The following is a 19,853-nucleotide window of genomic DNA, read 5'->3' on the forward strand; positions in this document are numbered from 1 at the left end:
TCCGCCACCCGTCGCGAAGTGAACGAACGTTATCTCCAGCATCCCGCAACCGGCAGTTTTACGGTGCGCAGCGAGGGGGAAATCACATGGTGGGACATGAGGGCACACGGGGGATCGAGCCGTCCTCCGGCGTGCCGACAGGAGGTCGGCCCATGAAGGTCACCGGAGTACTGCCACTCCTTCTCCCGTTCTGCCGGCGCCTGTGGCCCGGCAGAGTCGCCGGAATCTCCGTGGCGCTGCTCAAGGCGACCGCCCTCGAGGCCGCGATCCTGGCCGGTCATCTGCTGCTGTATCCGACCGGCCTCACCCAGGAGCGGCGCTCCCCGGTCCTGCCCGCCCAGGGCGGCACCGCCCGGCTGCCGGTCCGCCCCGGCCCGCCGGTGGTGCTGCTGCACGGTTTCATCGACAACCGCTCGGTGTTCGTGTTATTGCGCCGCAACCTCGCCCAGCATGGCAGGCAGCGCGTCGTATCGCTCAACTACTCCCCGCTGACCTGCGACATCCGCGCCGCCGCCGAGCTGCTCGGCCGGCACATCGAGGAACTCTGCGAGCGCACCGGCAGCGACCGGGTCGACATCGTGGGCCACAGCCTCGGCGGGCTCATAGCCCGTTATTACGTGCAGTGTCTGGGCGGTGACCTCCGGGTGCGTGTCCTGGTCACCCTGGGTACACCGCATGCGGGGACCAGCGCGGCACCGCTGGCCAACGCCCATCCGATCGTGCGCCAGATGCGGCCCGGTTCCGGGGTGATCGAGGAGCTGGCCCGGCCCGCGCCCGGCTGCCGTACCCGGTTCGTCAGCTTCTGGAGCGACCTGGATTCCGTGATGGTGCCACTGGAGACGGCCTGCCTGGACCACCCCGACCTCGACGTGCAGAACGTCCGGGTGACCGGCATCGGGCATCTCGCCCTGCCCGTGCACCCCGCCGTCGCGGCCGGGATACGCGAGGCCCTCGACTCCCCGCACCCCGAGGACCGGGTCACGGGCGGTCTGACAGTGGCGTGACGCCCGACGACCGGGTGACGCACAGGTGGCGAACAGCGACCGCACATCGAACGGCAATCGAACTCTCGGCCAAACTCGTGTCCGGCGCCCCCCGAAACGCCGCCGATTGCCCGTTTACGGCGGGCGCGAAACCACCCGAAGATTGTCGCGCCCAGGTACCGGCGGGTACAGTCGCCGCACTGCTCTGGCAGCCCCTGTTGTCGAGGCGAAAGAGAAGTTGGTGAACGACCGTCACCCGTCGGGGACCATGACCACCCCGGCTCCGGCTTCCGACGCCTCCACCGCGCACTACGCGCCGTACGGCACGTATGAAGCCCCCTACGGCGACCTCACCACGTACGGCGGCTACGGCACCACCGGTTTTCCGGACGGCACCGGCACCTTCTCCACGGACCCACTCTTCGGCAGCATGCCCGGCGAGCAGGGCACCGGCTCGTACGACAGCAACCAGTGGCAGACCGGCCAGACCCTGAACTACGACCCCTACGCCGCCCAGCACCACGCCGCCTACGACTCCGGCGTCCATGACTCCACCGCCTGGACGATCCCGGCCCAGGCGAGGGGCAACGACATCAGCGGGCAGTGGGACACGAGCGCATGGTCGCCGCCCGAGCAGTCCGGCATCGCCGACCCCACCCAGCAGTGGTCGTGGGGCACCCAGACCTTCGAGTCGGGCACGTTCGACGCCACCCAGTGGAATTCCGGCGGCCAGGCCGTGCCGGCAGAGGCCGGGCACGCTGCTGAACCGTTCGGCCAGCAGCCGACCGGCGCCTTCGACCGGGTCGGCGACCCGCAGGCGACCGCGGCCTACCCGCAGGTGCCGTACGACCAGACCCCCTACGAGGACGAGGCGCCGTACGAGGGCACCGCGTTCGGTGAACAGCACACCGAGGACGAGGAGTCGGGCGCCCCGGTCGAGGCGCCCGCCGGGCCCGGTCTGCTGGACGACCAGGAGGAGAGAGCGCCGGCGACCCGGGCCGGCGCGCGCAGCGCCGCGCGCTCCCGCCGTCGTACGACCGCCAAGCGCTCCGCGCTGCTCACCGTCGCCGTGCCCTCGGCCTGTGTGATGGGCGTCGCCGGCATCGCCGCCGCCTCGATCGGTGCGCTGAGCGACGACAGTCAGGACACCACCGCCACCGCCTCGGACGCGCACACAGTCAGGGCCTCGGTGGCCAACAGCAAGTTGGACACCCAGCTCAACACCCTGTCCGCCGGCGCCCATGACTTCGCCGACCGGGCGAGCCGTACGCAGGAGCGGATCGACCTCAAGAACCAGCAGGAGCTGGAGAAGAAGAAGGCCGCCGCGGCGGCCGCACTCAAGGAGCGGCTGCGCCCCAAGTTCGTGCTGCCGGTCACGCAGAAGGGGCTCAGCGCCTATTTCGGCCAGGCGGGCGTGAACTGGATGTCGGTGCACACGGGCATCGACTTCCCCGTCGCCTACGGCACCACGGTGATGGCCGCCACCGACGGCACGGTCACCACCAAGTGGAACAGCGCCTACGGCAACATGATGATCGTGACGGCGAAGGACGGTACGCAGACCTGGTACTGCCATCTGTCCAGCTACCGCGTCGCCTCCGGGACGGTCGTCAAGGCCGGCGACCCGATCGCCTACTCCGGCAACTCCGGCAACTCCACCGGCCCGCACCTGCACTTCGAGGTACGGCCCGCGGGCGGGGCGGCCATAGACCCGCTGCCGTGGCTGCGGAGCCATGGCCTCGACCCGACGTAGGGATTCCGCGTCGGCGTAGGAATGCCGGAAGGGGCCCGCGCTGTCCGGCGAGGGCCCCTTCGGCCTACAGCTTCTCCACCGGCGCGTACCGCAGCAGCAGCCGCTTCGGCTTGGCGTCGCCGAAGTCGATCGTCGCCTCCGCGTTCGCGCCCGTGCCCTTCACGGCGACGACCGTGCCGAGCCCGAACTGGTCGTGCGTGACCCGGTCCCCCACAGCCAGGGCGACCACCGGCTTCTCCGAGGTGCGCCGGGTGGCAAACCCGGACGCGCCCGACGCCGAGGAACGCGAGCGGGTCGAGGACAGCGAGGCCGCGATCCCGGATGCGGGACCGGACGAGACCGGTGCCGTCGCTCCCGTCCGCTTCCAGTCCACATGGGTGGGCGGGATCTCCTCCAGGAAGCGGGAGGGCGGGTTGTACGACGGCTGGCCCCAGGCGCTGCGCATGGCCGACCGTGTGAGGTAGAGCCGCTCCCGCGCGCGCGTGATGCCGACGTACGCCAGGCGCCGCTCCTCCTCCAGCTCCTTGGTCTGGCCGAGGGCGCGCATGTGCGGGAAGACGCCGTCCTCCATGCCGGTCAGGAAGACGACCGGGAACTCCAGGCCCTTCGCGGTGTGCAGGGTCATCAGGGTGATGACGCCGGAGCCCTCCTCGTCCTCGTCGGGGATCTGGTCGGAGTCGGCGACCAGGGCCACCTGCTCCAGGAAGTCGGCCAGCCCCACTGACTCGCCCTCACCGCGCTCCTGCTCGAACTCCAGGGCCACCGCCGCGAGTTCCTGGAGGTTCTCGATGCGGGTCTCGTCCTGCGGGTCGGTGGAGGTCTGCAGCTCGGCCAGATACCCGGTCCGTTCGAGCACCGCCTCCAGCACGGTGGCCGGACCGGCTCCGGACTCCACGATCGTACGCAGGTCCTCCATGAGCGTGTTGAACCGCTTGACGGCGTTGGTGGAGCGCGCGGCCATGCCGTACGCCTCGTCCACGCGCTTGAGCGCCTGCGGGAAGCTGATCCTCTCGCGCTGGGCGAGGGCGTCGATCATCGCCTCCGCGCGCTCGCCGATGCCCCGCTTGGGCACGTTGAGGATGCGGCGCAGCGGCACCGAGTCCTCCGGGTTGGCGAGCACGCGCAGGTAGGCGAGGACGTCCCGGACCTCCTTGCGTTCGTAGAAGCGGACCCCGCCGACGACCTTGTAGGGCAGGCCGACGCGGATGAAGACCTCTTCGAAGACACGGGACTGCGCGTTGGTGCGGTAGAAGACCGCGACGTCGCCCGCCCTGGCCTCGCCCGCGTCGACCAGACGGTCTATCTCGTCGGCGACGAACTGGGCCTCGTCGTGCTCGGTGTCCGCGACGTAACCGGTGATCCGGGCGCCCTGCCCGGCGTTGGTCCACAGGTTCTTCGGGCGGCGGGACTCGTTGCGCTCGATGACCGCGTTGGCTGCCGACAGGATGGTCTGCGTGGAGCGGTAGTTCTGCTCCAGCAGGATCGTCGTCGCGTCCGGGTAGTCCTCCTCGAACTGGAGGATGTTGCGGATCGTCGCGCCCCGGAAGGCGTAGATCGACTGGTCGGCGTCACCCACGACGCACAGCTCGGCGGGCGGGATGTCGTACGCGCCGGGCGGGGTGTCGCCCTCCTCGGCGGAGCGCTCTCCCGTGCCGACGAGTTCCCGTACGAGTGCGTACTGGGCGTGGTTGGTGTCCTGGTACTCGTCGACCAGGACGTGCCGGAAGCGGCGGCGGTAGTGCTCGGCGACGTCCGGGAAGGCGCGCAGCAGGTTGACCGTCGTCATGATCAGGTCGTCGAAGTCGAGCGCGTTGGCCTCGCGGAGCCGCGACTGGTAGAGCGCGTAGGCCTGGGCGAGGGTCTTCTCGAAGCCGTCGGTGGCCTGGGCGGCGAAGTCCTCCTCGTCGATCAGCTCGTTCTTCAGGTTGCTGATCTTGGCGCTGAAGGACTTCGGCGGGAAGCGCTTGGGGTCGAGGTCCAGATCGCGGCAGACCAGGGCCATCAGGCGCTTGCTGTCGGCGGCGTCGTAGATCGAGAACGACGACGTGAAGCCGAGCTTCTTCGACTCGCGGCGCAGGATGCGCACGCACGCGCTGTGGAAGGTCATCACCCACATCGCGTTCGCGCGCGGGCCGACGAGGTGCTCGACGCGCTCCTTCATCTCGCCCGCGGCCTTGTTGGTGAAGGTGATCGCGAGGATCTGGCCCGGGTGCACATGCCGCTCGGCGAGCAGGTACGCGATGCGGTGGGTGAGCACGCGGGTCTTGCCGGAGCCGGCGCCGGCGACGATGAGCAGCGGGGAACCGGCGTGCACGACCGCCGCGCGCTGGTTGTCGTTCAGCCCCTCCAGCAGCGCCGCCGAGTCGAGCGCGGGGCGGGGCGCGCCGTCGCGGTAGTGGGTGTCCCGGTCCGGCGGCATGTCGAACTTCCCGCCGAACAGATCGTCCGGAAGCGGCTCCGGAGCGTGATCGTCCTCGGGCGGCGGCGGGGGCTCCTCCTCGCGCCCGCGAGGGGGCTGGAGGTCCGCCAGGAAGCTGTCGTCAAAGAGGCTGCTCATCGCTCTCCGAGTCTAGGGCGCCCCACCGACAACCGGTCGCCGTCCCGGGAAGATGGCCGCCGCGGCCCGCACGGGAAGGCCACTCACCGTGCGGAATCGTCCGATGACGGGAACGTGATTTCAGCCCCAGATCACGAAAATGTATCGGACATATCACGCACCAACCTTCACACTAGTCACACGAGTTGGCTAGGTTGCCGTCAGGCCGCGTGCGCGGCCTCCGCCGAGTCCGGTGCGCCCGAGTGGTGCCCGGAGCCGGGGACCCACCGATCCTGGGGTGAATCGGCCGACTCCCGCCCGGGACGACGCCGTAGGGCAACCCTTCCGAACCGCCGCCCGAACCCGACAGCTAACCCGGTAGGCGGCCCATTGGAAGGAGTCGCCTCCCTTGGCGTCGCACCGCAAGCCGCGCCCCGGCGGAACCACCGGAGCCGGTCTCCGCACCCCCGCTTTCGCCACCGCCGCCCTCACCTCCATGGCGGTGTTCTCGCAGACCGCCGGGGCCGCTCCGAGAACCGATCACACCAGGCCGAGCCTGGAGGAGGTCGAGAAGAAGGTCGACGACCTCTACCGCCAGGCCGAGTCGGCCACCGAGAACTACAACGCGGCCAAGGAGCGCGCCGGCAAACAGCGGGGCCGCGCCGACGCCCTGCGCGACGAGGTCGCCCGGCGCACCGCACGCCTCAACACGGCCCGTGAGGAGCTGGGATCCTTCGCCGCGGCCCAGTACCGCACCGGCACCGCCGCTCCCGACACGGCCACCTTCCTGCTGGCGAACGACCCGCAGGACTACTTCGACCAGACCCAGCTGATGAACCGGCTGACCTCGCGGGAGAAGAGCGCGGTCGACGACTACATCGGCGAGCAGGCCGCGACCATGAAGAAGCGCCGGGAGGCCGCGGAGAGCCTGCAGACGCTGACCAACTCACAGCACGACCTGCAGACCGCCAAGGCCACCGTGCAGAGGAAACTGGCCTCGGCGCGCGAGCTGCTGTCGCAGCTGACGGCCCAGGAGAAGGCGCGGCTGGCCGCCATCGAGCGGGAGAAGCAGCAGGAGGCGGCCCGCAAGGCGGCCGAGCTGGCCAAGCAGCAGGCGGCCCAGCAGCAGGCCGGCTCGTCGTCGTCCTCGTCCACGGGGTCGGGGCCGGGATCCGCATCCGGCTCCGGTTCGACGGGCTCCGGCTCGACCGGGTCCACATCCAGCTCGAACACGAAGGCCGAGAAGGCGATCGCCTTCGCCCGCGCGCAGCTCGGCAAGCCGTATGTGTGGGGCGCCACCGGGCCCGACTCCTACGACTGCTCGGGTCTCACCCAGGCCGCCTGGAAGGCCGCCGGCGTCACGCTTCCGCGCACCACGTACGACCAGGTCAATGCCGGTACCACGGTCTCGCTCGCCGACGCGCGGCCGGGTGACCTGATCTTCTTCTACGACGACGTCAGCCACGTCGGCGTCTACATGGGCAACGGCATGATGATCCACGCCCCCAAGCCGGGTGCGTACGTGCGCGAGGAGTCGATCTACTACGGCGGCGAGTCGATCATCCACAGCGTGGTCCGCCCGGGCTGACCGCCCACCCGTGACACAGGCGGCCGCCTGTCGACGCACGGCAACTGCTGGACGGGGGCGGGCGACCACTGGATCGCGGGCGGTGCGCTCGCGATCTCGGCGCCGGCCGGGGCGAACCTGCTCATCGCCGGGGACACGGGCATGTATCTGTGGCACAACGGCGACCGGAGCGTGCTGCGCAGCCTGACAGTCGGGCTGCTCGTGCTGGAGCCGGTCGGGTACGTCGTACTGCCGGCCGCCGAGGCGGCGCGGCCACGGCCCGGCTACCACGTGCTGCGGTGGGCGACAGTGTTCCCGATGGGGATGACGGCGGTGGCGCCGACGGCCGTCGCGACCGCTCTCGACGTCCCGTGGCTCGACTGGCCCGGACGGGTGCTGCTGTGGGTGGCGGTGGCGGTGTGGCTCGCGGTGGCCGCCGGTGCGGTGCTCACGGCCCGCGCCGGCGGCAGGGACGGATGACCGTCAGGTCCACAGGACGGCGATGAAGATGTTCGCCATGGTCAGCGTGCCGACCAGTCCGAACATGCCCTTGTCGATCCTCTCCTCGTCACGCTTCACGTAGACCAGCCCGAGGATCACGATCAGCAGGGCCAGCTTGACGCCGATCTTGATGGTGTTGACGTGGTGGTCGTCGGCCTGGTTGAGGCCGACCAGGGCCACGCCGGTGACCAGCATGGTCAGCGCGCCGTGCAGCATCCCGGGCACGAACCGGGCCGTGCCCTGGCCCATCGCCTTCATCTGGGTGAGGAAACCGCCGAGCAGCGCGGCGATGCCGATGATGTGCAGGCCGACGAAGAGATGGATGAGTGCGTCCATGAGCCCGGAGCCTAACCAGGGGCCCCACGGCCTCCTGCCACCGGCCCCCGGCCACAGCGGTCGCGCGCACGCGGGTGATCTTGCATATATGCGCCCCATAGCACCCCACGTCTCCTGTCCGTCCCGCTTTCCGCGCTTCGGTCACCACGCTGCGTGAAGCAAACGACTCCAGAACGCTCATGCGGTCACTTCCGGTCACCTCCCGGTCGGTCAGGGCCAGTTCCGTACACCGCGTTACCTACTCGTCACAGTCGGGCCTAGCGTCCTCCCCCAGGTGACCGGCTCCCCACCGCCGCCCGGGCCAGGGGCGGCCGTCGGCCACCACCGCCGAGAAAGGTCCGGCGGCGGCCCGTTTCCCCTGTGCGGGCAGCCGCCGGACGCACGGACCCCTCGGCCGTGCGAGTCGTACGGAAGGACGTGACGGTCCAGGTGGCAGCGCACCGCAAGCCCCGGCAACGCTCGATGGGCGGCCATACGGCACGGACGGCCGCCACGATCGCCCTGGCGGGGGCGGCCACCGCGGCGGGGTTCGACGGGACGGGACACGCCGAACCACAGCAGACGCCGGCGCAGGTGAAGGCCGAGGTGGACAAGCTGTACCAGGAGGCCGAGACCGCGACCGAGAAGTACGACGGCGCGAAGGAGAAGGCGGACACGGCGCAGCGGCGGCTGAACGCGCTACGGGACGAGACCGCCCGCAAGCAGCAGAGGCTCAACTCGGCCCGGGAGACGCTGGGTTCGTTCGCGGCGGCGCAGTACCGCGAGGGCGGCTTCGCACCGACCTGGCAGCTGGCCCTGTCCGGCGACCCCGACCGGTACCTGGACGATGCCGCGTTCGCGGAGCGGGCCGGTGACCGGCAGGCCGCCACCGTGTCCCGCGTGCGCGGACAGCTGCGGGAGATCGAGCAGTTGCGGGGTGCGGCACGCATCGAGCTGACGTCGCTGCGGTCCCGTCAGGCCGAGCTGCGACGGCAGAAGAAGACCATCACGGGCAAGCTGGACGAGGCCCGGCGGCTGCTGGCGCGGCTCACTCCGCAGCAGCGGGCCGAGGTGACCGGCGACGGCAGCGCGCCCGGTCGGGCCTCCCGCTCGGCCTCGGACCTCCGGGACGCGCTGGAGCAGGCCGGGTCGGCCGGCGACCAGAACTCGCGCGCCGAGGCGGCCGTCTCCTACGCCTTCGCCAAGCTCGGCAGCCCCTATGTGTGGGGCGCGGCCGGCCCGAACGCCTTCGACTGCTCGGGGCTGGTCCAGGCCGCCTACCGCTCCGCCGGCATCTCCCTGCCCCGCACCACCTACGCCCAGATCAACGCGGGCCGGCGCGTTTCCCGCTCCGAACTTGAGCCCGGTGACCTGGTGTTCTTCTACTCCGGGATCAGCCACGTCGGCATCTACGTGGGCAACGGGCAGATCATCCACGCCCCGAACCCCTCGGCACCGGTCCGGCTGGCCCCGGTCGACCTGATGCCGTTCGCAGGGGCGACCCGGGTGGTCTAGGGGCTGGTCCGTACGGGTCAGACCAGGCGGCGGGCCGTCGCCCAGCGGGTCAGCTCATGGCGGTTGGACAGCTGGAGCTTGCGCAGGACCGCCGAGACATGGGACTCGACCGTCTTGACCGAGATGAACAGCTGCTTGGCGATCTCCTTGTAGGCGTATCCGCGGGCGATCAGACGCAGTACCTCGCGCTCGCGCTGGGTGAGGCGGTCCAGGTCCTCGTCCACGGGCGGGGCGTCGGTGGAGGCGAAGGCGTCCAGGACGAACCCGGCCAGGCGCGGGGAGAAGACGGCGTCGCCCTCCTGGACGCGGAAGATGGAGTCGACCAGGTCGCTGCCGGTGATGGTCTTGGTGACATAGCCGCGGGCGCCGCCACGGATCACCCCGATCACGTCCTCCGCCGCGTCCGACACGGACAGCGCGAGAAAGCGGACGGGCCGCTCGGTGTCCGCCATCAACGCCGCGCACCGGCGCAGCACTTCGACACCGCCGCCGCCCGGCAGGTGCACGTCCAGGAGGACCACCTCGGGCCGGGTGGCGGTGATGACGGTGACCGCCTGGTCGACGTCCGCGGCCTCGCCGACCACCTCGACGCCGGTCTGGGCGGTCTGCCCGATCTCGGCCTGGACGCCGGTGCGGAACATCCGGTGGTCGTCCACCAGCACCACCCGTACGTGCCGCCCGCCGGCGCCGCCGTCGGCAGCCCCGGACCCGGCCCCCTCGGGGGTGCCCGCCGTGCCGTTCGCCTCGGTCGCGTCGCTCATGACGTCTTCTCCGCCCTCTCCATCTCCAGTTCGACCTCCGTGCCACCGCCCGGCACCGACCGCAGCCGGGCCGTGCCGCCGTTGCGCTCCATGCGGCCGATGATCGATTCTCTGACGCCCATGCGGTCGGCGGGTATCGAGTCGAGGTCGAAGCCGGGGCCGCGGTCGCGCACGGACACGAAGACCGTCCTCCCCTCGACTTCGGCATAGACCTGTACGGCGCCGCCCTCGCCACCGTACTTGGCGGCGTTCACCATCGCCTCGCGCGCGGCCTGCATCTGCGCGCCGGTTCTCTCGTCGAGCGGGCAGTCGCCGACGACGACGACCTCGATGGGCACCCCGTGCTTGTCCTCCACCTCGGCGGCGCTGCGCCGGACCGCCTCGGCGACCGTGTCCGGCTCGTCGGCCTCGTCCTTGCCGGTGCCCTCCGGCTTGTACAGCCAGGTGCGCAGGTCGCGCTCCTGGGCGCGGGCCAGGCGGCGTACCTCTCCCGCGTTGTCGGCGTTGCGCTGGATCAGGGTGAGGGTGTGCAGTACGGAGTCGTGGACGTGGGCGGCGACCTCCGCGCGCTCCTGGGCGCGGATGCGCATCAGGCGTTCCTCGGACAGGTCCTGGGTCATGCGGACCAGATACGGGCCGGCGAGGAGTGTGATGCCGACGAGGACGGCGAGGGCCGCCTGCAGCACCGCGCCGAGATGGGCGGCCGAGCCCTGCAGCCAGAAGATGGCGGTGACACCGGCCGTGACGAGCAGGACACCGCCGGCCGCGCGCAGCAGGGTGAGGGTGCGGCGCCGGCGGCCGACCTCGACCCAGCGGGCCCGGCGGGCGTTGTCCGCCTGGCGCCAGACGAGGGCGACACCGGCCGCGACGAGGACGGCGGGCAGCAGATACACCTTGGCCGCGCCGCCGAGATTGACGCTGCTCACGAAGACCACGGACACGACGACCATGAGCAGCAGCGCGACGATCTGTCCGCGGTCCGGCTTGCGCCCCACGAGTCTGCGGCGGCCGTCCGGCGCGGTCTCCGTGGCGACGAGCGACGGCGGCTTCTGGTCGCCGACACCACCGACGCCCAGCGGGACGAAGAACCAGAACGCCGCGTACAGCAGCGCTCCGAACCCGTGCGCCATGAACAGGCCGACGAAGGCGAGCCGCACCCAGACGACCGGCAGCCCGAGATGCCCGGCGAGGCCCCGCGCCACTCCACCGAGCCAGCGTCCGTCGCTGCTGCGGTAGAGCTTGCGCGGCGGCCGCGGGTCGTCGACTGGCAGGGTTGCGGCTTCCGGCATGCCAACGATGGTCACATGCCGGGCGGGGCAGGGCATCAGGGTCGGCCCCCGAGACGCCCCTGATCTTCCTCGGGGCCGGGTCGGGGAGCACCGGGCAGGGATGGCCGCATGCGGCTCGAACGGTTCCCCGCCTGGTCTCAGGGCCGATTTCAGGGTTCGGCCAGGGTCGTCCCGACTGCCGCGGCGGCGGCCGGACCGTCACCATGGACGCATGACGGATCACGAGCACGCCGCGACGGGTCCGGGACCCGGCACCGGCCCGCGCCCGGCTCCGGGCACCGGGCCGACGGATGCCGCGCCCGCCGCGACGCAGAAGACGGGAGCGGCCGGCACCGGCACACCCGCCGGCACACAGCGGCAGGAGCAGGAGCAGCCCGGCGCCGAAGCCCCCGACCGGTTCCGGCGGGACCGCCGGCACAAGATGATCGCGGGCGTGTGCGCGGGCCTCGGCCGGCACACCGACATGGACCCGGTGATCTTCCGGATCACCCTGGCGGTGCTGTCCGCGACCGGTGGCATCGGCCTCATCTTCTACGGCTTCGCCTGGCTGCTGGTGCCGTACGAGGACGAGGAGGAGAACGAGGTCCGCAAGCTGCTGACGGGCCGGGTCGACGGCCAGGCGCTCGCCGCCGTGCTGTTCGCCCTGGTCGGCTGCGGGGTCCTCCTGACCATGCTGAGAAACGGCGGGGTGCTGACCTTCGCCGTGGTGCTCTCCCTGTTGCTGTCGGGCGCCGGGTACTGGTCGCGGCGCCGCGGCGCCACCGACCCCGACCCGCTCGCCGCCCAGGCAGCCGCCGACGCGCCGCCGGAGGCCCAGGCGCCGCCGGTCGTCACCTACCCGTCATGGTGGCGGGACCCGATCGTCAAGGACGGCAGCCATGTCGGCGGCACCGGCTATCTGTGGGGGCCCGGCGACGCCCGCGACCGGGACGTCGCCTCGCTGATCGACATCGGCATCGCCACCCCCTGGACGCACCACGGCCACCAGGGCTCCATACAGCCGCAGCCCAGTGCGCCCCCGAGACCTCGTGGCCCGCGCTGGATCGGCGGCTGGGTGTTCCTGCTCGCCCTGGTGGCGGGCGGCCTGGGCACTGGGCTGACCTGGGACACGCACCCGTTGGGCACGAGTCTGCAGACCGGTCTGGCGTGCGCGCTGGCGGTCTTCGGCCTGGGCATCACGATCAGCGCGTTCCTGGGCCGCACGGGGGCCGGGACGGTCTTCCTGGCGCTCGTCACCGCGGCGTTGCTCGCCGGGGCGGCGGCCATGCCCAAGGACATCACCACCCACTGGAGAGACATCTCCTGGGCGCCCGCCGCGGCGGCGCGGGTGCGGCCGGCGTACGACCTCGGCACCGGGCGCGGCACGCTGGACCTGAGCCGGGTGCGTCCGGGCAAGGGGCGGACGGTCGCGACGGACGCCCATGTGGGGGCGGGACAGCTGAAGGTGATCGTGCCGGCGGACGCGAGGGTGCGGATGAACATCGAGGTGGGCGTCGGCGACATCCGGTTGCCGGGGGACAGCAGGAAGGACGTGGACGTGCAGCCGCGCAGGCTCAAGAACGTGACGCTGGCGCCGGCCAAGGGCGCCAAGGACACCGGCACGCTGGACCTCACGCTCAGGGTCGGCGCGGGACAGGTGGAGGTCGATCGTGCTGCGTCATGAGTTCCAGCCGGGGAAGCTGATCGCCGGGCTCTTCCTCACCGCGACCGGCGTGGTCTTCGCGGGTGACGCGGGCGGCTTGTGGGAGACGCCGTGGTTCGCGGTGGTGCCGCTGATCGTGGGCGGCCTGTTCCTCGCCGGTGCCACGGCGGCCGTGGCCCGGGGCATACGCAGACGGGGCGACGCCAGGAGCGGCTGACGCTCGGAGTTCGGCGGTCGAGGTTTCAGCGGGCCGCAGGGTGTCCGGTCGACGGGTGGTGTCCCGGTTGCCGGGGTGTCCGGCCGCTAGCGGTAGCCGCCCAGTCGCTGCCGACGGCGGGCTCGCCAGGCCGCGTCCACGGAGAGGTAGGGGGCACCGGCGAGGATCAGGGGGATCCAGGCCATGAAGTAGGCGAGGTCGTTGCCGTAGTAGTAGGGGGTCGTCGACCAGCTCACCGTCATCCACAGGCTGAACGAGATCAGCGCTCCGCCGAGCGCGGCCAGCCGGGCAAGCAGACCGAGCAGGGTGCCGATGCCGACGGCCAGTTCACCGAGGGCGATGGCGTAGCCGAAGCCGACCGGGGACTTGAGGGCCAGGTCGACCAGGGCGGGGATGGCGGCGGAGTCGCGGGCCGAGCGCATGGTGTCGCCGACGGAGCCGGCCCCGCCGGACTTCAGGAAGGAGCTGCTGGTGAGCTTGTCCAGACTGGCGTAGATGAAGGTGACGCCGAGGAAGACGCGCAGCGGCAGGAGGGCGTAGTGGGCGGCGGTGTCGCGCCATCCGCCCGAGCCGTTCAGCCGGTTCATGTGCGTGTCCGTCCGAATGCCGTGAGTCATCGCCGCAAACCGCCCTCTCGCCCGACATCCCGCCCCTCACTTGACCATACGTACGACGAGGAGGCGCAGTTCAATCCCAACCCGGATGTTTTTCCGGATTTCGGCCCCTCGTGCGAAGAGGCCGGCGGGCGCCCGTCGGACCTCACTCAGACGGGTCCCCGGTGGTGGGGAGCCGGCGCAGTGCGGGCAGCCGATGGTCAGCAGGTTCGAGCCGCGGTAGATCGTCGGAAGGGCCGGAGACCAGCTCCAGAAGCAGGGCCGCGGGACGCTCCCAGGCGTCCGGTGCCGGCTGCCGGTGCGGGGCGCTCGGTGTCACCGGCAGGATGCGGTCGCTCACCGCAACGCCGCTCCCCCGCCGCTCACTCCGTCACCTGGACGATACAGCGGTTGGTCGCCACCCCGGCCGCGGTGACCACCTGCACCTCCACCGCGCCGGGCTCGACGTCGGCCGGTACGGGCACGGTCAGGACGCTGTCGGTGGGATTGCTGAAGCCGCCGGTGACGGGGACCAGCGGGACGTGCACGTCGACACTGCCGATGCGGACGACCATGCGGGAGAGCCGGTCCGCGCTCTGCGCGCCGGGCGGCACGAAACCGGCGCCACGGATCTCGATGTCGTCGCCGGTGCGGATCGGCCCGTCCAGGTCGCCGGGTTCTCGGGCGCGGACCACGGAGAGGACGACCGGGCGGCCGCCCTCGGCGTACTTGCCGGCCAAGTAGGTCATGGCCGAGATCAGCACCACCACGCCCAGTGCCCAGGGCAGGTCCGGCAGTTGGTCGGGGCGGCGGGCCAGCCGTACGGCGGCGAACAGCAGGGCGACGGCGCTGACGGCGACGTACTGGATGTCGGTGAAGGCGCCTCGGCCGGAGTCGTCGGTGAGCAGGTCGGCGGCGCGCGGCCGGTTGGCCGGCACCTTCTGCAGCCGCTGCGCGAGGATGCGCAGGCCCACCACCCGGCGGACGAGGACGGCGATGCCGCACACCACGGCGAGGACGGTCACCACACCCGCGCCGCGCGCGAGGTCGAGGCCGGAGATCAGCGCGTCGCGTTGGGCGTGGTCGGAGGCGGCGGCCAGGCGTGCGGCCAGCAGGAGGACGGCGTAGCCGACGAACAGCACCCAGCAGGCGGCGACGGTACGGGAGGTGGACATGCGGTTGTCCTCGCCGATCACCGGGGCCAGCGCCCCGCCGCGCGCCCGGTGCAGCCAGGAGGCGGCGCCGAGCACACCGGCGACGACGAGCGCGGCGATCAGGGCCGCGGTGCGGGCGCCGGTCCAGCCCGCGCCGACCGCGGTGAGCGCCTCACCGAGCAGCAGCGCGAGCACCGCGCCCCACACGACGCACACCGTGCGCAGCCACAGCCGGGCGAGCCAGGCCTCGCCCTCGGCGCGGCCGCGTTCGGCGACGGTCTCCGCCCGCTGGGTCAGTTCCTCGGAGACCCACTGGCGGGAGGCCGAGGCCGAGTGCGCCACGGCCACCGGCAGGCCCTGCCCGGCCGCGAACTCGTCGCGTCGGCGCAGGAACGCGGCGACGGCCCGCCGGTGTCCCTCCCGGGCGCCGTGCGGGCAGTCCCCGCAGCTGCAGCCGCCCTGGTGGATCCCCTCGGCATCCGTGCCCTGTCTCGCCTCCTGCACCGCCACGACCGGCGCCCGCCTTCCCCACGTCCTTCCGGCACGGCCGGCGGGCCCTCGTGGGAAGGCCCGGCTGCCGCGCAACTGCCCTGCGTCGACAGCGAATTGTGCCCTACGCCGAGCCGTCCGGGACCGTCGGACCGGGTCACGGCGGGTGAAGTACGGGCCGCCGTGTTGACCCGGCTGCGAGAATCTCCGTATGGCCGAGATCATCCAGCGGGACGGGACCTGGGCCTTCGACGGCAGCACGATCCGGATCACCCCCGGACTGCACCGCTGTGTGCCGCTGTTCCGGCAGACGTACGGGGAGATCTCCGTGCCGCTGGAAGCCGTCTCGGACGTGGTCTGGGAACCCGAGCGCAAGCGTGGCCGGCTGCGGATGCGGCTGCGCGAGGGCGCCGACCCGCTGCTACAGGCGACGGGCGGGCGGCTGCCGGAGGCGGCCGACCCCTACCGGCTGACGGTGGATGCGGACCGCGGCGGGGTCGCGGAGTACGTCGCCGAGGAGATCCGGCACGCCCTGCTGCTGGACCGGATCCCCAAGGAACCCACGACCGCCTATCTGCTGCCGGGTCCGCCGGTGCCGGTGTCCGTGCGGTCCTCCGACGGCACGGTCTCCTTCGACGGCACGCAGGTGCGCATCGACTGGGCCGACACCTCCGACCGGGTCAAGCGCGCGACCGGCCCGCGGATCATCACCCTCGGCGCCCTGGTGCAGGTGGAGTGGCTGCCCAACTCCGGGTTCGAGGACGGCTTTCTGCGGTTCGTGACCCCGGAGACGGTGTTCTCCAAGCTGCCGCCCGAGCGGGACCCCTACACCCTGGACCTGTGGGGCAGCGTGCGGCGGGATCTGCTGACCGCGCTGATCGCGACGGCCGTCACCGCCCGGCTGCCGCATCCCTCCACCCGCACGCGTGCCGGGTACGACGGCCGGGACCGGCGGCGCGGGACCGTACCGGGGCAGGCCGACCAGCATGACGTACTGCTGCGCCGGCTGCGGGAGTTGGGCGAGCTGCACCGGGACGGGGTGCTCACGGACGAGGAGTTCGCGATGACCAAGGCGGCGGTGCTCAGGGGGTTCGGCTGAGTATGCCCGGCGGGTTCAGCTCAGCAGGTCCGGCTCGCTGCGGCTGATGTCCTGCCACAGGGGCTGGTAGTTGATCCAGGCCACCAGGTCGCCGCCGAGCTGTTCGCGGGTGGCGACGGCCGGCTTGTGGTCGATGAGGACCGGGCGGCCGGCCGCCCTGGCCGTCAGCTGCACCTGGCAGCACCGCTCCATGGACAGGAACCACCAGGCGGCGGCGTCCACCGAGTCGCCGACGGTGAGCGTGCCGTGGTTGCGCAGCACGAGCGCCTTGCGGGAGCCGAGGGCCCCGGCGATCCGGCGGCCTTCCTCGATGTCCACGGTGACGCCGGTGTAGGCGTCGTAGAGGGCAACGTCCTCGTAGAAGGCGCAGCTCTCCTGGGTGATGGGGTCGATCAGCTCGCCCAGCGCGGCGAGGGCGCGGCCGTACACGGAGTTGCAGTGGGCGACGGCGACGACGTCCGGGCGGGCGGCGTGGACCTGGGCGTGCACGGTGAACGCGGCCTGGTTAACGTGATAGCGGCCCTCGACGACCTGACCGTCCTGGTTGGCGAGGACGAGATCGCTGACGGTGACGTGCCTGAACGGCATCCCGAACGGGTTGACCCAGAAGCAGTCGGTGAACTCCGGGTCGCGGGCGGTGATGTGCCCGGAGACCCCGTCCTCGAGGCCCATCCGGCCGAAGATCCGCAGCGCACCGGCGAGCCGCTCCTTGCGGTGCCGGCGCTCGTCCGCCACCGAGTCGAACATCGGCGGCATGGCGAACCGCAGCTGGTCGGTGGGCAGCGGCAGGGGCGGGGTGGGCCCGTGCATAGGTCCTCCAGCACTGGGATTGCTCTACGAGCCGGAAGTTACCGCCGGTCAGCGCAAAAGGGCAGAGCCGTTTTGTAAAGATGACGTACGCGACGCAAACCCGACAGAAGATGTCGGGTTTGCCGGTGAGACTGGCGCGCATGACACGGATGAACTGGGCGGCCTTCAGCTCCGCCGAACCCGAGCTGGCGGCGACCGTCGAGCAGCGGTTTCGTGCCTTCCGGCACCACGTCCTCGCCACCCTCCGCAGGGACGGCTCGCCGCGCACGTCCGGCCTGGAGGCCGACTTCCGCGGCGGCGAGCTGTGGTTCGGCATGATGGCGGGCTCGCGGAAAGCCCTCGACCTGCGGCGCGACCCGCGTTTCGCGCTCCAGGCGAACCCGGGCGAGGGCACGGGGATGGGCGGCGGGGACGTACGGATCGCGGGGCGGGCGTACGAGGTCGAGGGCGAGCGGAAGTCCGGATACGCGAAAGAGGTGGAACCGCCGGAGCCGTTCCACCTCTTGCGCACCGAGTTGACGGAGGTCGTGCGGACCTACGTCGAGGACGACCGGTACCTGGTCGTCCAGGTCTGGACGCCCGGTGAGCCCGTGCGCATGATCAGGCGCACATAGGGGCTGCGGGAACCGTGGGGATCACTCCCACTCGATGGTGCCCGGCGGCTTCGAGGTCACGTCGAGGACGACACGGTTGACGTCCCGGACCTCGTTGGTGATCCGGGTCGAGATGCGGGCCAGGACGTCGTACGGCAGCCGGGACCAGTCGGCGGTCATGGCGTCCTCGGAGGACACCGGGCGCAGCACGATCGGGTGGCCGTAGGTGCGGCCGTCGCCCTGGACGCCGACGGAGCGGACGTCGGCGAGCAGCACCACCGGGCACTGCCAGATGTCCCGGTCGAGGCCGGCCGCGGTCAGCTCCTCGCGGGCGATGGCGTCGGCGTCGCGGAGCAGGTCCAGGCGCTCCTTCGTCACCTCGCCGACGATGCGGATGCCGAGGCCGGGGCCCGGGAACGGCTGGCGCTGGACGATCTCCTCCGGCAGGCCCAGCTCCTGGCCGACCATGCGGACCTCGTCCTTGAACAGCTTGCGCAGCGGCTCGATCAGCTTGAACTCGAGGTCCTCGGGCAGGCCGCCGACGTTGTGGTGCGACTTGATGTTCGCGGTGCCGGTGCCGCCGCCGGACTCGACCACGTCCGGGTACAGGGTGCCCTGGACCAGGAACTCCACGGCCGGGCCCTCGTCGGCGATGATGTCCGCCTGCGCCTGCTCGAAGACGCGGATGAACTCACGGCCGATGATCTTGCGCTTCTCCTCGGGGTCCGAGACGCCCTTGAGGGCGGTCAGGAAGCGCTCCTCGGCGTCCACGACGACCAGCTTGACGCCGGTCGCGGCCACGAAGTCCTTCTCGACCTGCTCGGTCTCGCCCTTGCGCATCAGGCCGTGGTCGACGTACACGCAGGTCAGCTGGTCGCCGATGGCGCGAGCGACGAGGGCCGCGGCGACGGCGGAGTCCACGCCGCCGGACAGACCGCAGATCGCGCGCTTGTCGCCGACCTGCTCACGGATCGCGGCGACCTGCTCCTCGATCACGTTGCCGGTCGTCCAGTTCGGCTTCAGGCCCGCGCCGCGGTACAGGAAGTGCTCCAGCACCTGCTGGCCGTGCGTGGAGTGCATGACCTCGGGGTGGTACTGGACGCCGTAGAGCTTCTTGTCGTCGTTCTCGAAGGCGGCGACCGGGACGACGTCCGTGGACGCGGTGACGGTGAAGCCCTCGGGGGCGGCGGAGCAGGCGTCGCCGTGCGACATCCACACGTGCTGCTCGTCCGGGGTGCCCTCGAAGAGGGTGGAGGACGTCCTGGAGACGTGCAGGTCGGTACGGCCGTACTCGCGGGCGCCGCTGTTGTCGACGGTGCCGCCGAGGACCTGCGCCATCAGCTGGAAGCCGTAGCACATGCCGAAGACGGGGACGCCGGCCTCGAAGATCTCGCGGTCGAGGCGGGGGGCGCCTTCCTCGTACACCGAGGAGGGGCCTCCGGAGAGGATGATCGCCGCCGGGTTCTTGGCGAGCATCTCCTGGACCGGCATGGTGCTCGGCACGATCTCGCTGTAGACCCGGGCCTCGCGGACGCGACGGGCGATGAGCTGGGCGTACTGCGCGCCGAAGTCGACGACCAGGACGGTGTCGGGGGTGGCGGCAGCGGAGGTCGCTGATGACACGATGTGCCTTCCGGCGGTTTGGGCGGGGGTCTGTGCTACCGATTCTAACGGGGTGTGCGCGGGGACAACTCAGGTCACCGCGGGCTCCGCCCCTGACCCCCGGCACCTCTGACCACCCGGTGGCCCGGCACGCGGGCCGCGGCCCGTCGGCCGGGGAGCGGGGCGGGGGTGGCTCGGTGGGCCGAGGCGTGGGTGAGGCAGCTCGGCGGGGCCCGGGGTTTTTGGGGGCAGCTCGGCGGGCCGGGTCTGGGTGGCGTGGTTCGGTCGGCAGGAACGGGGTGGAACGGCTCGGCCGGGCAGGTGCCGGGGTAACCCGACCGGGCACGGACAGGGACCACTCGGCCGGCCGGGAAGGAGCCGGGCGACTCAGCCGGCCAGAAACGAGGTGGAACGGCTCGGCCGGGCAGGTGCCG

General features: G+C 71.6%; 18 protein-coding genes and 1 riboswitch. Of the genes, 9 read left to right on the plus strand and 9 right to left on the minus strand.

Annotated features, from left to right (window positions below; all coding sequences use genetic code 11):
* The first annotated feature begins 152 nt into the window (after window positions 1–152).
* Window positions 153–1,004, plus strand: a complete 852-nt coding sequence (locus FB563_RS10070; protein ID WP_055706948.1) for an esterase/lipase family protein — start codon at window positions 153–155, stop codon at window positions 1,002–1,004.
* 220 nt (window positions 1,005–1,224) lie between these two features.
* Window positions 1,225–2,736, plus strand: coding sequence for a M23 family metallopeptidase (locus FB563_RS10075; protein ID WP_055706949.1), 1,512 nt, complete (start codon window positions 1,225–1,227; stop codon window positions 2,734–2,736).
* A gap of 64 nt (window positions 2,737–2,800) precedes the next feature.
* Here the strand turns inward: FB563_RS10075 and pcrA are convergent, their stop codons facing one another.
* Window positions 2,801–5,293 carry a DNA helicase PcrA gene (gene pcrA, locus FB563_RS10080; RefSeq protein ID WP_055706950.1) on the minus strand — a complete coding sequence of 831 codons (2,493 nt, stop codon included), beginning with the start codon at window positions 5,291–5,293 and terminating at the stop codon, window positions 2,801–2,803.
* A 211-nt stretch (window positions 5,294–5,504) separates the two neighbouring features.
* Window positions 5,505–5,674: riboswitch (cyclic di-AMP (ydaO/yuaA leader) on the plus strand.
* A gap of 7 nt (window positions 5,675–5,681) precedes the next feature.
* On the opposite strand from pcrA, the gene FB563_RS10085 reads away from it, so the two are divergent.
* Both FB563_RS10085 and FB563_RS10090 read left to right on the plus strand, forming a co-directional pair.
* The gene (locus FB563_RS10085) at window positions 5,682–6,860 is read left to right on the plus strand and encodes a C40 family peptidase (protein ID WP_055706951.1); all 1,179 of its coding nucleotides are present in this window, start codon (window positions 5,682–5,684) and stop codon (window positions 6,858–6,860) included.
* A gap of 123 nt (window positions 6,861–6,983) precedes the next feature.
* On the plus strand, window positions 6,984–7,319 hold the full coding sequence (locus FB563_RS10090; protein WP_411573191.1) for an SLAC1 family transporter: 336 nt from the start codon (window positions 6,984–6,986) through the stop codon (window positions 7,317–7,319).
* Between the two features lie 3 nt (window positions 7,320–7,322).
* On the opposite strand, the gene FB563_RS10095 is transcribed toward FB563_RS10090, so the two are convergent.
* The gene (locus FB563_RS10095) at window positions 7,323–7,676 is read right to left on the minus strand and encodes a hypothetical protein (RefSeq protein ID WP_055706953.1); all 354 of its coding nucleotides are present in this window, start codon (window positions 7,674–7,676) and stop codon (window positions 7,323–7,325) included.
* A 429-nt stretch (window positions 7,677–8,105) separates the two neighbouring features.
* On the opposite strand from FB563_RS10095, the gene FB563_RS10100 reads away from it, so the two are divergent.
* Window positions 8,106–9,170 (plus strand): C40 family peptidase, encoded by a 1,065-nt coding sequence (locus FB563_RS10100; RefSeq protein WP_079048835.1) that lies wholly within the window; start codon window positions 8,106–8,108, stop codon window positions 9,168–9,170.
* Window positions 9,171–9,187: 17 nt separating this feature from the next.
* On the opposite strand, the gene FB563_RS10105 is transcribed toward FB563_RS10100, so the two are convergent.
* Together FB563_RS10105 and FB563_RS10110 are read right to left on the minus strand one after the other, a co-directional pair.
* A complete protein-coding gene (locus FB563_RS10105; RefSeq protein ID WP_055706955.1) occupies window positions 9,188–9,931 on the minus strand; it encodes a LuxR C-terminal-related transcriptional regulator in 744 nt (247 codons plus the stop codon).
* Window positions 9,928–11,220 (minus strand): ATP-binding protein, encoded by a 1,293-nt coding sequence (locus FB563_RS10110; RefSeq protein ID WP_055706962.1) that lies wholly within the window; start codon window positions 11,218–11,220, stop codon window positions 9,928–9,930. The genes FB563_RS10105 and FB563_RS10110 overlap by 4 nt, the downstream gene beginning before the upstream one ends.
* A 211-nt stretch (window positions 11,221–11,431) precedes the next feature.
* Between FB563_RS10110 and FB563_RS10115 the strand changes: the two genes are divergently transcribed.
* On the plus strand, window positions 11,432–12,883 hold the full coding sequence (locus FB563_RS10115; RefSeq protein ID WP_055706956.1) for a PspC domain-containing protein: 1,452 nt from the start codon (window positions 11,432–11,434) through the stop codon (window positions 12,881–12,883).
* Window positions 12,870–13,079, plus strand: a complete 210-nt coding sequence (locus tag FB563_RS10120) for a hypothetical protein (RefSeq protein ID WP_055706957.1) — start codon at window positions 12,870–12,872, stop codon at window positions 13,077–13,079. The genes FB563_RS10115 and FB563_RS10120 overlap by 14 nt, the downstream gene beginning before the upstream one ends.
* 86 nt (window positions 13,080–13,165) lie before the next feature.
* Here FB563_RS10120 and FB563_RS10125 read toward each other — a convergent pair whose 3' ends face one another.
* The 3 genes from FB563_RS10125 to FB563_RS10135 all read right to left on the minus strand — a co-directional run bounded on the left by FB563_RS10125 (window position 13,166) and on the right by FB563_RS10135 (window position 15,336).
* Window positions 13,166–13,696, minus strand: a complete 531-nt coding sequence (locus tag FB563_RS10125) for a DoxX family membrane protein (RefSeq protein WP_055706958.1) — start codon at window positions 13,694–13,696, stop codon at window positions 13,166–13,168.
* 142 nt (window positions 13,697–13,838) lie between these two features.
* Window positions 13,839–14,033, minus strand: a complete 195-nt coding sequence (locus FB563_RS10130; RefSeq protein WP_142218606.1) for a hypothetical protein — start codon at window positions 14,031–14,033, stop codon at window positions 13,839–13,841.
* Between the two features lie 22 nt (window positions 14,034–14,055).
* Window positions 14,056–15,336, minus strand: coding sequence for a hypothetical protein (locus FB563_RS10135; RefSeq protein ID WP_055706959.1), 1,281 nt, complete (start codon window positions 15,334–15,336; stop codon window positions 14,056–14,058).
* 190 nt (window positions 15,337–15,526) lie between these two features.
* On the opposite strand from FB563_RS10135, the gene FB563_RS10140 reads away from it, so the two are divergent.
* The gene (locus FB563_RS10140) at window positions 15,527–16,414 is read left to right on the plus strand and encodes a DUF4429 domain-containing protein (protein ID WP_055706960.1); all 888 of its coding nucleotides are present in this window, start codon (window positions 15,527–15,529) and stop codon (window positions 16,412–16,414) included.
* A gap of 15 nt (window positions 16,415–16,429) precedes the next feature.
* Here FB563_RS10140 and FB563_RS10145 read toward each other — a convergent pair whose 3' ends face one another.
* Window positions 16,430–17,224 carry a class II aldolase/adducin family protein gene (locus FB563_RS10145; protein WP_142218607.1) on the minus strand — a complete coding sequence of 265 codons (795 nt, stop codon included), beginning with the start codon at window positions 17,222–17,224 and terminating at the stop codon, window positions 16,430–16,432.
* A 149-nt stretch (window positions 17,225–17,373) separates the two neighbouring features.
* On the opposite strand from FB563_RS10145, the gene FB563_RS10150 reads away from it, so the two are divergent.
* Window positions 17,374–17,838 carry a pyridoxamine 5'-phosphate oxidase family protein gene (locus FB563_RS10150; RefSeq protein WP_055710461.1) on the plus strand — a complete coding sequence of 155 codons (465 nt, stop codon included), beginning with the start codon at window positions 17,374–17,376 and terminating at the stop codon, window positions 17,836–17,838.
* Between the two features lie 21 nt (window positions 17,839–17,859).
* Here the strand turns inward: FB563_RS10150 and guaA are convergent, their stop codons facing one another.
* The gene (gene guaA, locus FB563_RS10155) at window positions 17,860–19,440 is read right to left on the minus strand and encodes a glutamine-hydrolyzing GMP synthase (protein WP_055710462.1); all 1,581 of its coding nucleotides are present in this window, start codon (window positions 19,438–19,440) and stop codon (window positions 17,860–17,862) included.
* Window positions 19,441–19,853: the final 413 nt, after the last annotated feature.

The sequence above is a fragment of the Streptomyces puniciscabiei genome (assembly GCF_006715785.1).
Taxonomy (GTDB): Bacteria; Actinomycetota; Actinomycetes; order Streptomycetales; family Streptomycetaceae; genus Streptomyces; species Streptomyces puniciscabiei.

Bases quoted from the DNA above. Each gene is read 5' to 3' on its own strand.
- FB563_RS10105 (WP_055706955.1), bottom strand. From the start codon at position 9,931: ATGAGCGACGCGACCGAGGCGAACGGCACGGCGGGCACCCCCGAGGGG.
- FB563_RS10110 (WP_055706962.1), bottom strand. From the start codon at position 11,220: ATGCCGGAAGCCGCAACCCTGCCAGTCGACGACCCGCGGCCGCCGCGC.
- pcrA (WP_055706950.1), bottom strand. From the start codon at position 5,293: ATGAGCAGCCTCTTTGACGACAGCTTCCTGGCGGACCTCCAGCCCCCT.
- FB563_RS10115 (WP_055706956.1), top strand. From the start codon at position 11,432: ATGACGGATCACGAGCACGCCGCGACGGGTCCGGGACCCGGCACCGGC.
- FB563_RS10070 (WP_055706948.1), top strand. From the start codon at position 153: ATGAAGGTCACCGGAGTACTGCCACTCCTTCTCCCGTTCTGCCGGCGC.
- FB563_RS10125 (WP_055706958.1), bottom strand. From the start codon at position 13,696: ATGACTCACGGCATTCGGACGGACACGCACATGAACCGGCTGAACGGC.
- FB563_RS10095 (WP_055706953.1), bottom strand. From the start codon at position 7,676: ATGGACGCACTCATCCATCTCTTCGTCGGCCTGCACATCATCGGCATC.
- FB563_RS10140 (WP_055706960.1), top strand. From the start codon at position 15,527: ATGGCCGAGATCATCCAGCGGGACGGGACCTGGGCCTTCGACGGCAGC.
- FB563_RS10150 (WP_055710461.1), top strand. From the start codon at position 17,374: ATGAACTGGGCGGCCTTCAGCTCCGCCGAACCCGAGCTGGCGGCGACC.
- FB563_RS10145 (WP_142218607.1), bottom strand. From the start codon at position 17,224: ATGCACGGGCCCACCCCGCCCCTGCCGCTGCCCACCGACCAGCTGCGG.